General features: G+C 61.6%; 9 protein-coding genes. 7 read left to right on the forward strand and 2 right to left on the reverse strand.

What is annotated here, in order from left to right; all coding sequences use genetic code 11:
• Positions 1–2 precede the first annotated feature (2 nt).
• The 7 genes from V1277_RS27950 (at position 3) to V1277_RS35075 (ending at position 9,161) form a co-directional block, all read left to right on the forward strand.
• Positions 3–560, forward strand: a complete 558-nt coding sequence (locus tag V1277_RS27950; RefSeq protein ID WP_334419080.1) for a TRAP transporter small permease subunit — start codon at positions 3–5, stop codon at positions 558–560.
• Positions 557–1,975, forward strand: coding sequence for a TRAP transporter large permease (locus tag V1277_RS27955; protein WP_334419081.1), 1,419 nt, complete (start codon positions 557–559; stop codon positions 1,973–1,975). The genes V1277_RS27950 and V1277_RS27955 overlap by 4 nt, the downstream gene beginning before the upstream one ends.
• Before the next feature lie 831 nt (positions 1,976–2,806).
• A complete protein-coding gene (locus V1277_RS27960; RefSeq protein ID WP_334419082.1) occupies positions 2,807–4,825 on the forward strand; it encodes a sodium:solute symporter family protein in 2,019 nt (672 codons plus the stop codon).
• Entirely contained in the window at positions 4,822–4,962 is a 141-nt protein-coding gene (locus V1277_RS27965; protein ID WP_334419083.1) for a hypothetical protein, read from the forward strand. Before V1277_RS27960 ends, V1277_RS27965 begins: the two co-directional genes overlap by 4 nt.
• A 246-nt stretch (positions 4,963–5,208) precedes the next feature.
• Positions 5,209–5,763 (forward strand): hypothetical protein, encoded by a 555-nt coding sequence (locus V1277_RS27970; RefSeq protein ID WP_334419084.1) that lies wholly within the window; start codon positions 5,209–5,211, stop codon positions 5,761–5,763.
• A gap of 504 nt (positions 5,764–6,267) precedes the next feature.
• Positions 6,268–7,875 (forward strand): Spy/CpxP family protein refolding chaperone, encoded by a 1,608-nt coding sequence (locus V1277_RS27975; RefSeq protein ID WP_334419085.1) that lies wholly within the window; start codon positions 6,268–6,270, stop codon positions 7,873–7,875.
• Between the two features lie 905 nt (positions 7,876–8,780).
• A complete protein-coding gene (locus V1277_RS35075) occupies positions 8,781–9,161 on the forward strand; it encodes a hypothetical protein (protein ID WP_442894523.1) in 381 nt (126 codons plus the stop codon).
• A 1,021-nt stretch (positions 9,162–10,182) separates the two neighbouring features.
• Here V1277_RS35075 and V1277_RS27980 read toward each other — a convergent pair.
• Positions 10,183–11,136, reverse strand: coding sequence for a formylglycine-generating enzyme family protein (locus V1277_RS27980; RefSeq protein WP_334419086.1), 954 nt, complete (start codon positions 11,134–11,136; stop codon positions 10,183–10,185).
• Between the two features lie 21 nt (positions 11,137–11,157).
• Entirely contained in the window at positions 11,158–12,801 is a 1,644-nt protein-coding gene (locus tag V1277_RS27985) for an arylsulfatase (RefSeq protein ID WP_334419087.1), read from the reverse strand.
• Between the last annotated feature and the right edge of the window lie 21 nt (positions 12,802–12,822).

A 12,822-nucleotide genomic window follows, 5' to 3' on the forward strand; every position in this document is an offset into this window, starting at 1 on the left:
CTATGGGCGATTCTCGTCCATCGCCACGCATGCTTGCGGTGATCCGGTCGATCGACCGGATCACCGATTTCACAGGCACTGTGGTGGCATTTCTTTCGGTGCCGCTGGTGGCAGCCGTCTGCTATGAGGTGGTCTCGCGATACGTTTTCAATGCGCCAACGGTCTGGGCGTACGATACCAGCTATATGCTGTACGGAACCCTGTTCATGCTGGGAGCGGCGTATACTCTCTACAGAGGCGCCCACATCCGCACGGACTTTTTTTGGGAATCGTTCTCCATCCGCACCCGGGGTACCATCGACTCGATCTCGTACATTGTGTTCTTTTTCCCTGGCTTTGCGCTCCTCATGGTAGTCGGGCTGCAGGAGGCGCTCACGTCCTGGCGCATCCACGAGCTCGCTGATCTCACGCCCTGGCGCCCGCCTCTGTGGCCGTTCAAGTCGGTCGTCCCGATCACTTGCCTGTTGCTCCTGCTGCAGGGCGTCTCGGAACTCCTGAAGAGCCTGCATGCAGCGCGTACCGGTGAGGAGATAGAACGCAAACTGAAGGTTCAGGTATGACACCCGAGACCCTCATCGGTCTCGTGATGCTGCTCGTTCTGCTCGGGGCAATTTTCATCGGCATCCCGATCTCATTCACGCTGCTGTTCCTCGCTTTGAGCTTCGGCTGGCTCGGGTTGGGCGAAACTGTGTTCAATCTCGCCTATTTTCAGACCATCGGGCTGATGAAGGAGGAGGTGCTCGCCGCCGTGCCGCTCTTCATCCTGATGGGCTTCGTCACCCAGGAGGCGGGCCTGATGGAGCGACTCTTCATTGCCTTCCGACACCTCATGGCGCCGGTGCGGGGCTCCCTATACGTGGTCGTGGTAATAACTGCGGCGGTCTTCGCCATGGCCACAGGCATCGTCGGAGCCGCTGTGACCGTCCTTGGCATCATGGCTTCGCCCATCATGACCCGCTCCGGCTACAGCGCGCAGCTCTCGGCCGGCGCCATCGCCGCAGGAGGCACTCTGGGCATCCTTATTCCACCCTCGGTGATGCTGATCGTGATGGGCCCTGTACTTGGCGTCTCGGTGGCCGATCTCTACGCGGCAGCTATTGTGCCGGGATTCATGCTTGCCAGCATCTATCTCGTCTACCTTCTCGCCCGGAGCATGATCGATCCCGGACTCGGTCCCGCAATGCCCATGGAGGAGCGCGTCCGCTCCCTTCCCGCCATACTGGGAGAAGTGGCGGTTGGGGTCGTGCCGCTGCTGGCGCTCATCACCGCAACACTTGGCTCGATCCTCGCCGGACTGGCGACACCGACAGAAGCAGCGGGCGTCGGCGCCGCAGGGTCGCTGGTCCTCGCTGCTGGCTACCGGAAATTGACTTGGACCGCATTCCGCAAAGCCTTGATCGCGACCATGGTGACCTCGAGCATGGTGCTTCTGCTCGCCGGCACGTCGAACATCTTCGGCGCGGTATTTGCCCGGCTTGGCACTGCCAACTGGATCACCGAGGGCCTGCTCGCGCTGGAACTCTCCAAGACTAGCATGCTGATCCTGGTATTGACTCTGGTGTTCGTGCTCGGCTGGCCCTTCGAGTGGCCAGCAGTCATTCTCGTGTTCTTGCCGATCTTCTATCCGGTGGTGGCCGCCCTGCAGATAGATCTGGTCTGGTTCGGGGCGCTGGTCGCCGTTGTTCTGCAGACGGCCTTCCTGTCGCCACCGATTGCCATGTCCGCCTACTACTTGAAGCAAGTGGTCGACAAGTGGAGCCTGCTCGACATCTACAAGGGCATGTTCCAATTCATGTTTCTGCAGTTGCTGGCGGTCGGGCTGCTGATCAGTTTCCCGCAGATCGCGACGTGGCTACCAGAACGGTTAGCCGCTGCCTCACGCGCTGAGAAGATCCCTGAGCAATATCAAAGGATCATCCAACAGCAACGTCGGCAGGCGCCCTCCCTGGAAATGGACCCGTTGATGCAACAATAGGGCGTGGCAGAAGGTCAAGTTCGTTCTTGCTGGATAACAAGTTGGGGATGCGGTGACATTTGCGCTCACGGCGGGCGCGGTGCCGCTCAGCGTGGTCCCGATCAAGTTCGTCGCGGATCACCTTTAGCTGACGCTGCTCGAACGCGCTCATCCCGAGCCCGCGTCAGTGCTCGGCAGCGCGGATGAGGGCGGCATGCATCAGCTTGAGCACGGCGCGTTCGCCGAAGGCATGCGGGGGTCACCTTGGTGCACTCCACCGTCTTCAGCCGACCGGTGCAGTAGCCATTGCGATTTCCCGCCCCCGCTGCTGGGCCGTGCGCGTAATAGCCGCGTGCCAGGGCATCGGCGGCTTCGCCCTCAAGCGCCTCCTCGACGATCAGCCGCGCCGCAACCTGCACCAGCTCGGGCAGCAATGCTAGAACCGTACCCCGCACTCTGACAGTCGCGAACTGGCTGAACGCTGTTTGGATTTCGTTTGTGTCGTCTCCCACTCGGGAGTTCGCGCATCGCGCCATTGATCCGGTACCGTAGCGTACGGTCCTAAATGTCGCATCGGGTGGCGCAAGGAACTGTCAAGAGTCGGCGGGCGTTTCGTTGGCAGGCGACGCGGATGGACGGATCATCACTCAAGCTCGGCGCGTGCCTGCGATCCAGCCGCGCCTACGGAACGTGATGGCATGTGGCGTCAGAAGGACGCCCGGTTGTCGAGGAGCTGACCGCGGAACGCTGTTCAAGAACATAACAAGATTAGCGTGACCTCGGCGTCGTCTCCTCACCCGTTTCTTTAAGCGGGTGGAGACTCAGGCATCGGCCTTTGGGAGGAGATTGATCATGCCAGCACCCGAATACAACTGGCCACTGATTGCCGGAGTGCTCATCGCAGTCGGGCTTTACTGGGCGTACTGCATCTATTGGAGTGTCATTGGTTACAAGCAGGCCCGCACCCTTTCCGGCTGGGGCATCTCAGGGCGGACGCTTCCGGCGTGGCTGTTTATGCTCTCCGCATCCGTCACGTCGTTCAGCGCGTGGACCTATATGGGACATCCCGGGACGGTCTATGCCGGCGGGATGGCCTACGCCTATGCCGGTCTCTATGCGATCACGATTCCATTCACCGGCGCGCTGTTTATCAAGCGGCAGTGGATGCTCGGGCGCCGATACGGATTCATCACTTCGCCCGAACAGTACCGCACAATCTTCGATTCGTATTTCCTGGGAATTCTGATCATTATCGTGTCGTTTCTGTACAGCTGCTTTTACGTGGCGGTCCAGCTCATCGGGTCCGGCTTGCTGTTCACCGTGGTGACCGGTGGGTTCTTCCCGTTCTTCGTGGGGAGCGTCGCGCTCGCGCTGATCATGCTCATCTATGTCGGTGCCGGTGGACTCAGGACCATCGCGTGGGTGGACGTAGCCCAGTATTTCCTAACGTTCGGCGGTATCACGCTGATCGGGGCGTCTGTGCTGTACGGTTTCGGTGGGTGGGGCCCATTCACGGAGAAGATCTTCACCACGCACACTTACTACACCCACTCGCATGGTTCGATCCTCTGGAACTGGAACTGGATCGCGAATGTAGAGGGCCTGGGACCGAAGCCGCAGTGGACAGGCATCATGATGCTCACCTACATGTTGGCCCTCGCCGGGATTCAGGCATCCCCCGCCTTCACCATGTGGGCGTACAGCATGCGCCATACGCGAACGCTCGCCTGGCAGATAACCCTCGGCATCGGCACGGTAGTGACGGCGACGCTGGTGCTGTGGTCGGTTGTTCAAGGGATGGGGGCTCAGGTCCTCGCCCACCAAGATCCGGCCATGTTCAGCAACGCTGCGTTGGTCGAGTTCATCCGGGCTGCGGGCGCGGCAGGTGCGGGATCAGACGGCGTGGTGCCGAGGCTGATGCTCGAATACATGCCGTTGTGGCTGATTCCGCTGGCTGCCATCGGCCTGCTCGCCGCGGCCCAGTCCACGGCAGGACCCTACATCTCCTCGTTCGCCGCGATCGCGACCCGGAACATCATCGGCGAGACGCTGCTGTACCGGGCGAAGCGCCTAGAGCCCGCGGCGGCCCATGGCGGCGGCAACCCCGGGCACAATCCGGGCAGTCCGCAGCCGCGGGTGGAAGCGCTGAGGATCTCGGATGTGTTTTCTGAGCGCTGGCAGGTGCACTGGTCGCGCATCTTCTGCGTGATACTGCTTCTCGCTTCGCTCTACGTCGCTTTTGCCCAGCACGACCTCATGGTGATGCTGGGAGGTCTCGCGGTCTCGTACGGATTCCAGCTCTACCCGGCGCTCATCGTGATTTGCTACAACTTCCGCGGCTGGCCCATCCGGTGGACACCGCAAGGCATCACCGCCGGTTTGATGGTCGGGATCCTAGCTGTCACCGCGACTTACTTCTGGCCAGCGTACCGCTACACGCTGAGCATCCACTCTGCCGGTTGGGGAATCATCTTCAATCTTCTCACCATCTGGTTGGTTTCTTCGATCACCACGCCGAGCCAGAAGTTCTCTGAATGGATGGATGAGCTCGACCAGTTCTACAGGAAGCACGATCCCGGATTCTACGAGCTCAAGGCAAGGAAGTGGCACAGCTTCCTGTGGTTCTATATTCCGTTCTGGTGGATCATGTTCGTCGGACCGGGCATCGAATTCGGCAACTATCTCGACGGCGTCTTCTTCGGCATGCCAGGGCTCTGGGCTTGGCTGATCCTCGGTGGTTTAACCGGCGTGTTTCTCCTGTGGAGCATGTGTTGGCCGGCCGAGATGGCCACCGCGCCGCGTTATACCCCGCCGCCCAGAGATGCTGCCGCCAAAGAAACGATCGATTACATGCGGAGCAGAGCAGCATGAGCGCAGGAATGAGCACCTTCATCGTCCTGGCGGCATGGGCCACCCCGATCGTGATCGGCCTGATACTCATGAGCATGTGCTACCGTTCGCCGACAGCAGCGGAACTGGCGAAGTCGGACGAGTTGCAGCCGGACTAAGGCCGACCCGAGCGCGGCCAAACCGCGCTGCGGCGCAATCGCGAATCTGCGGGCCGATTTGGGCGTGCCGCCACCGATCACGCCAAAGAAAGAGACAGGCTTGGGGGCGCTCGCCGGCCAACTGTACGGCACAGCGCTCGGATGAGCTAAGCCGAGGCGCGGGAACAGGCCGGTACGCGAAGCGTTCGCATGAATTGTTCAAAGGGTTTCCATGGACAGCAAGGGAGAGTGAAGAGAGGGCATCCTTTGCACGCGACGGTGAAAAACGTCCCGGACGAAATTGCGTCGGCGCTCGAGCCCGAGGAATCGGTAGTGGCGGTCTTCAACATGGATGCGGGACTAGACGTATATGCCACTGGTCAGCGCTTTTTCGGGAGACGGGGAGATCGCCTGATCGGCATCCAATACACGGAGGTCTCGGAGGCAAGGCGTCGGACGGCTGATTGGCGGACATGGAGCGGCATCACCCGGATCGTTCTCGGAATCGCATTCGCAGCGGCCGGTGCCTTGACGGGGGTCGAAACGATGCCGTCGACGATCGTCAGCCTGGCACTCTTCCTGATCGGCGCTGCATTCCTGTTCCTTGGGTTCTACAGGCGCGACGACTGGGTCGAACTGAAGATCGATCGACCGGAATCTCCGCCGTCGTTCTGGTATATCGTGGCTTTTCTGCCGTTCTGGCTCATGCTTCGGTCCCGGAAGCGATACCGTATTCCAGGGAATCGGGAGCAGGTCGATGCATTCTACCAATTCCTGATGGCGAGGATTCCCGCTCGGCGGATCACCCTGCATCCGAAATAGTCTGGTCTATGTCGGTCGAGATAGGTTTGCAGTGATAGTACACCGCCTTTCGTCACCGGCGCCGTTGATCCGGTACGATAGCGTACTGTCTTGAGAGGCCGCAGCGGGTTGTGCGAGGAAACTGCAAAGGTCGGCACGAGTTTCCCATCCGAGGGCGACTCGGATGGACGGATGATGACCAAGCTCGTCGCGTGCCTCGCGACCGCACTTTTGATTCTCACAGCGATGCCAGCGACCTCGGACACGCAGCCGAGCGAGCAACGCACAGCTGCTGCTGCTTCTGAGCCTCGCGCGCCAATGCCAATACAGGTAGCACAACGACAGGCCGGTCCAAGAAGCGCTGCTCCGGTTCAGCGTGCTGCTCCGCGCCAGATGCCTTCTCGCGCGGCACCGAGGGCCGTAATGCCCCAACCGAGAGTTCAGCGTGGCGGGCCCCGTATCCGAAGGGCCGCGCCACCTCAGATTCGTCGTGGGGTGCAGCGACCGGGTCGAATTCAGCGGCAGATGCGGGCAGATCCTCGGCAGCGGATCGAACGACGCGCCCGCCCACAGCGCCAGCAGGAATGGATCCGGCGGCAACGACGGGAGAACGTCCAGCAGCGAATCCAGCGTCGAGAGCGGTTGGAGCAGCGACGTGAGCAGGCGCGGGAGCGACTGCAGCGACAACCGGAACGCGCCGACGAGCAGCTGCGGGGACGGCGTGAGCGCGCACGGCAGAGGGAGCAACGTCGCCAAGAGCGTGCCGTCGAGCGGAAGAAGCAGTTGGAGCAGCGCGAGCAACGTCGGCCGGAACGTGCCGCCGAGCGGAAGGAGCAGTTGGAGCAGCGCGAGCGACCTCGGCAGGAGCGTGCCGCCGAACGAAAGGAGCGGTTGGAGCAGCGCGAGTTAAGGCGACAGGAGCGCGCGCAGCGGCGGGAGCGGTTGCTTCGGGAACGCGCACAGCAGCGCGAACCGCGGCGGAAGGAGCGGCTCGAGGCGCGCCAGGGTCGCCCGGACCGCGTGACACCTGAAGTGGCCGCTCGCGGACGCTTCGCTGCGCAATTCCGCGCCGATCGGCGAGAGGCCAGGGAAGCTCGGCGGCAGGCCAGGGAGGCTCGGCGGCAGGCCTGGGAGCCGCGCCGCGCGGCCCGTATCGCTGCACGGCATGCCTGGCGGCGCGGACGTCACGCGCACTTCGTGGCGTGGGTGGGACCGGTCTTCTGGCCGTACGTGTACTTCGACATCTTTCACTACACGTTCTGGCCCTATGCCTATTTCAATGGCTATTGGGCATACGCCTACGACGACATATTCGAAGGGATCTTCTGGCCGTACGGCAGTCCCTATTCCCAACATGCTTACGCGGCTCCGTATCCGGAGCGCATGAGGGCTGCGCTGCCGCGTGCGGCGCCCCGCGGCCGTCCCACTGCGCGCGCGGTCGCGCAGTTCTGCGAGCCGGCCGAAGGTGTCACGGCGTGGCCGTTCGAGCGCATCGAGAGTGCCGTTCGGCCGGACGAGGCGCAAGAGAAGCTTCTGGACGACCTCAAGGCAGCAGCGGCGAAGGCGGCCGAGGCATTCAAGGCCGCTTGCCCCACTGACGTTCCAATGACGCCGACCGGACGTTTGCAGGCCATGGTTGAGCGGCTTGAGGCAACACTTGAAGCCATCCGTATTGTGCGACCGCCGCTTGACGCGTTCTACAATTCGCTGAGTGACGAGCAGAAGGCGCGTTTCAATCTGCTCGGACCGGATGTGGGCCTCGCCCGCACAGGCGATCAGGCCCGGGCGCAAGGCGCGGGCTCGGCTTGTGGCGAACCCAAGCCCGGTCTCGTCGGCCTGCCGATCGGAAGGATCGAAGAGGTTGTCCGGCCGCGCGAGTCGCAGCAGAAGGCGCTCGACGAACTGAGAGAGGCGACCGTAGGCGCGGTCGACATTCTCCAATCCGAGTGTCCCGACGTCATTCCGCAGACGCCGGTCGGTCGGCTGGCGGAGATGGAGAGGCGGGTTGAGGCGATGGTCTCGGCAGCGGAGCACATACAGCCGGCGCTTGAGACATTCTATGCCTCGCTAAGCAGCGAGCAGAAAGCGCGCTTCAACACCCTTGGCAGCGAATCACGAAACCGGCAACGGTGAGGCAAACAGCAACAGGGGAAACTCTCGCGGGCCGGATCGAAACTATTTCACCGCACAGGAGCGGCTCACGGGACATTCCTGATCACGCAGTCGCAGAGTTTGCGGAGGAGGCGCACAAGACCACCAGCGCATTGGCCTATCCAATGTTCGGACAGGTAACGACAATCAAAGAGTTTCTGGGAGGAGGCTCGGACCGGTTACCCACGGCCACACCAGAGTGGAAGACGGTGCCGGTAGTTGAGGGGCTGCGGGTGAATTGTTTGGTCGGCAAAAAAATGTGCCACGATCGGTAGGGACGGGGACGGTCTGTCACGCATCTACACCGCTGGAAGCCTTACAGGGGCGCACACCCTTGTTTGTCGGGGATATCCTGACACACGCGGAGGCCAAGGTTAGGTACAACACGGAACGATTCGATTGGTGGGATCTCGGGACAGGGCGATCGAATGGAAGAATGCGCGAGAAAGGCGTGGGTCGTAAGCATCGGCCGGCGTCGCCAAAGAGGTGGTGTATTCTTAGAGTACTGCTTTTTCTATGTGGGACATCCGACCAGGCAATCGGCAGTGGACGCAGTGCGCCGCAGCCTGAGTTCGCAAATCGATCTTCGGAGGGTGAAAGCAGAGCGGGAGTTGAGTTCAGACGAAATCGCCAAGAAAGGCTTGCGATACCGGCAAGTGAAGTATGCTGCGAAAGGCTCCGCGCCGCCGTGAAGAAGCTTGGAGGATCGATTTCTCTCCTCCGGCCGGACCGGCCATGGTTCGTCGCTTAGCCCCTTGTGCGACAGCCGTGGTCGCGTCTGGTCGCGGCTCGGTGCTCATTTGTGAAAAGGAAAGCGGCACTAAGGATAATCGCCGCGTTTCTCACACCAACTTCTCCGCAGACTGCGGCCAGGCGATATCGTGATTGTGTCGGCTCTCGATCGTCTCACGCGGGGCGGCCCCGTCAAGATGCTGAGCGTCCTCGCCGAGATCCCATCGCGTGGTGCGGCTTATAAATCGCTGGCGGAGCCGTGGGCGGACACGCCACGAATTGGGCGAAGTGCTGGCGGCACTGGTCGGGTACTCGCGCGAAAGACACGAGAGGACAGGCGGACCGCCGCCGGTCGCGAGCGAGCCCGGCTGCGCGGTGTGAAGTTTGGCGCAGCCCAAGCTCTCGCCGGACCAACAAAGTCGGGCGCTTCGCCGACGCCAATCCGGAGAGCACCTGAAGTCAATAGCGCCTGTTTCAAGGTCAGCTCGACGATGATATCCAGGCTCAAGCCGAAAGCGTCTAAAAACGCCTCCTAGCGCGGTTTCCGGGTCAAGCCACGGGCAATTGCCCAGACCTGGGCATTGGCGACGGCCGGTCCATTGCGCCGTCACGGCGGCACGTCAAAGGCGGCTTGCCGCTCGTATCACCTTTGACGTGGCGACGGGACGGTGCTGCCCCGGCAAGGATCACTCGGCCGAGTTCACGCGGATTTCGGATTGGACGAGCCTGCATCCCTTAGCTTCGGCGCAGCGGTCCATCGGAACAACAAGCATCTCCCTCAACCTGCGTTGCTTCTCTCCTTGGGAAAAAGGGGGCGCTAACTGGTCCGCTCTTCTCCGAATCTCACTTTCCAAAGCGGCTCGCTCGTCAGGAGTAAGAGCCTTCCCAGCAGTCATTAAAAGGAAACCAACTAGGTCATGCCGCCGTAAGTCCAAATCCAGAATGATGAGCCCGAAGGGACCATCGGGGATGCTCACCCGCTTAAAAATGCAATCATAGCTGTTCTGGCAAAGCGAATATTGCTTTAAGTTCACATACCGCATCCTGCATTCTGGAGGCGCTTCCAAACGAACGACGCAGACCGCCAGATCCGGCGCATTTTTGTGGGGGATGGGAATGGCCGTCGGACCGCGCCCCCCGCCAAGGCCTGGAATGCCATCCCAGGGTTCTCCGTTGGCCTTCGTTTGGTCGGCCGCCACGGTGATGCTGATGGGTTTCCCTTCGCCGGCTAGGCAATAGGCGGGGAACGCCAAAATAAGCAAAATGGCCCACAAAGACCGTCGGCTTATGTGCGAATGCCAACTAGCGACTCGGTAAGAGCGCCTGAACAAGCACAACTGGTGTATTTGCATATTGCGCATCCGACAGGTTTTTCCTGACGCGGGCTCGCGGTTCGTTGATGATCCCTTTGCGAGATCAACATATTCTCGCGTACGGATGCGTCAACGTCTAAGCGACAAGCTCTATGGCAGAGCGCCTAGGAGGGTGTCCATATTCGTCGTCTCGCTTGAGCCCTTGCCAGGTGTGTTCGCGGACCGCCTCGTACGGCGATCGAGCTCAAATACGAACAACTCGAAATCCGATGTTGCTCGCAGAGCTATCCGGTGTGTTCGAGCTGCGCGCGGCTACGCGATAGCGATTGCAGTAGGAGTCGTGGCAGAGGAATGAGCCGCCGCGCAGCGATCGGTTGGGCGCTGGCGCGCCGTGGAGGGGATTTTCACTCGCCGTGACCTTATGGTAGCGCGGCGAGAACGTGTCCTCGCACCATTCCCAGACATTGCCGGCAACGTTAAACAAGCCATAGCTGTTTGCCTCGAAGGCATGAACCGGCGCGGTGCCGAGATAGCCGTCATCCGTGGTATTGAGGTCAGGGAATTTCCCTTGCCAGATGTTGCAGCGATGCTCGCCTGCGGGCGTCAGCTCATCGCCCCAGGGGTAGGCGGCCTGCTCCAGCCCGCCGCGGGCGGCTATTTCCCACTCGGCTTCGGTCGGCAGCCGCGTTCGCGACCACTGGCAATAGGCCCTGGCGTCATTCCAGGATATGTGCACGACCGGATGGTCTGATCGCTCGAAAATCGTTGAGCGTGGTCCCTCGGGCTGGGCCCAATAGGCGTGCGGCACCGCCACCCACCACGGCGTCTCGGCCGCGCGATTTACGGGTGCGCGTTTCGCCTCATCCGACAACAGCCCTTCGAACACGAAGCTCCAGCCATGACGCTCGGCGTCGGTGGTATAGCCCGTACTTCGAACGAACTCGGCGAACTGCAGATTGCTGACGGCGTAGCAGGCGATCGCGAACGCGCCGACGGTGACGCTCCGCACCGGTCCTTCGCCGTCATCGGGAAATCGCTTGTGGTCGGAGCCCATCAGGAAGGAGCCGCCGATCGGCGGACTCCAGCGCCGCGCGATCGGCTTCGGACTGGGCGCGATCGCCATCGCCGAGGCGGCGGTCGTTGCTGCCGGCTCGCCGGCCTGACGCTGCATACAGCAACGGGGACTTCCGTCAGTCATGGGCAGTCATCGTCTGTCGCGCTAGTTCTGCTTTTCCTCTTCCCAGAAGGCGGTCTCGCCTTGCGCTTCCATCAGGGCAAGGATTTTCTCGCGCGGGATCACGCCGCAGCGGTTGGCCCAGTGCTCGTACTGCTCGGCCATGTCGCGAACGCGCTCCGGGTGTTGGGCGGCAAGATCGTGCATCTCGGTACGGTCGAGCTCCATGTCATAGAGTTCCCATGCATCAGGATATTTCCGCACCAGCTTCCATTTTCCGACACGAACGGCGGCGTTGCCCTCATGCTCCCAGAACAACGGGCCGCGGCCACCATAGGCCGCGGAAAACGACGGCACCAGGCTCTCGCCTTCGCAAGGCAGGATGGTATTGCCATTGTATTCCTTCGGATAGGTTGCGCCGGTCACATCGAGGATGGTCGCCATCACGTCCGGGAGCTGGCTCGGATTGTGCCGGAGGCCACCACGTTCCTTGATCCCGTTCGGCCAGTGCACGATGAACGGCGTCGCGATCCCGCCCTCATGGATCCAGTGCTTGTAGAGCCGGAACGGCGTGTTCGACAGGTTGGCCCACGCCGTGCCGTAGCTCTGATAGGTGTGTTCGCCGCCGGGCATCAGGTTGGGATCGTTGCCGAATTGCACGGGCTCACCCTTGCGCGTTTTGGCCTTGGCGATCATGAGTTGATCGACCAGCTCGCGCGCGGTCACGCCTTGCGGAATGTCCTCGGCGCAGGCGCCGTTGTCGGAGAGAAAGATGATCAGCGTGTTATCGATCTGTCCGGTCTCTTCGAGGGCCGCGAGGATGCGGCCGATGCCCTGGTCCATGCGGTCGATCTGCGCCGCGTAGACCTCCATGCAGCGCAGCGTCCATTCGCGGTGCTGCGCTTCGGTCCACGGCGGCCGGGTCGGGTCGCGATCGGTGAGTTGCCAGTTCGGGTGAATGATGCCGTCATCGACCAGCCGCTGCAGCCGCTGTTCGCGTAGGCGATCCCAGCCGGCGTCGAAGCGTCCCTTGTACTTGGCGATATCCTCGTCATGGGCGTGCAGCGGCCAGTGTGGCGCCGTGTAGGCGACATACTGGAAGAACGGCTTGTCCGGATTTTCCGCCTTGTGCTGGCGGATATAGGAAGCGGCCTGGTCGCTAATCGCGTCGGTATAGAAGAACGACGGATCGTTCTCGGCTTCGTGCTCGATATTGTCGTTGCCGCGCGTCAGCGTATTCGGATTGTAGAAACTGCCGGCGCCGATGATGGTGCCGTAGAAGTGGTCAAATCCGCGTTGTAGCGGCCATGCGTCGGTCGGCTCGGTCAAATTGCTGGCGATATGCCACTTGCCGCTAAGATAGGTCTTGTATTTCTTCTGCTTCAGCACTTCAGCAATCGTCACGCAGCTCCGGTTCAGATTGCCGGCATAGCCCTCCGGCCCGTTGCTGTAGGTGAGAATGCCGATGCCGGTTTGATGGGGGTGCAGCCCGGTCAATAGCGAAGCACGGGACGGACTGCAGCGGGCGGTGTTGTAGAATTGCGAGTAGCGCAGCCCGTTGGCCGCGAGACGATCCAGGTTCGGCGTTTCGATCTCGCCGCCGTAACAGCCGATATCGGAGAACCCCATGTCGTCGTTGAGGATGAGGAGGATGTTGGGGCTGTCGGTAGTCTTGCCGCCATTTGCCATGGTTTTCGGTCCTTCTGAGTA

Origin of the sequence: Bradyrhizobium sp. AZCC 1588 (genome assembly GCF_036924735.1) — a bacterium.
GTDB lineage: Bacteria > Pseudomonadota > Alphaproteobacteria > Rhizobiales > Xanthobacteraceae > Bradyrhizobium.

Excerpts from the sequence above, each read along its gene's own strand:
- V1277_RS27965 (WP_334419083.1), top strand. The coding sequence starts at position 4,822 with ATGAGCGCAGGAATGAGCACCTTCATCGTCCTGGCGGCATGGGCCACC.
- V1277_RS27980 (WP_334419086.1), bottom strand. The coding sequence starts at position 11,136 with ATGACTGACGGAAGTCCCCGTTGCTGTATGCAGCGTCAGGCCGGCGAG.
- V1277_RS27950 (WP_334419080.1), top strand. The coding sequence starts at position 3 with ATGGGCGATTCTCGTCCATCGCCACGCATGCTTGCGGTGATCCGGTCG.
- V1277_RS27960 (WP_334419082.1), top strand. The coding sequence starts at position 2,807 with ATGCCAGCACCCGAATACAACTGGCCACTGATTGCCGGAGTGCTCATC.
- V1277_RS27955 (WP_334419081.1), top strand. The coding sequence starts at position 557 with ATGACACCCGAGACCCTCATCGGTCTCGTGATGCTGCTCGTTCTGCTC.
- V1277_RS27975 (WP_334419085.1), top strand. The coding sequence starts at position 6,268 with ATGCGGGCAGATCCTCGGCAGCGGATCGAACGACGCGCCCGCCCACAG.
- V1277_RS27985 (WP_334419087.1), bottom strand. The coding sequence starts at position 12,801 with ATGGCAAATGGCGGCAAGACTACCGACAGCCCCAACATCCTCCTCATC.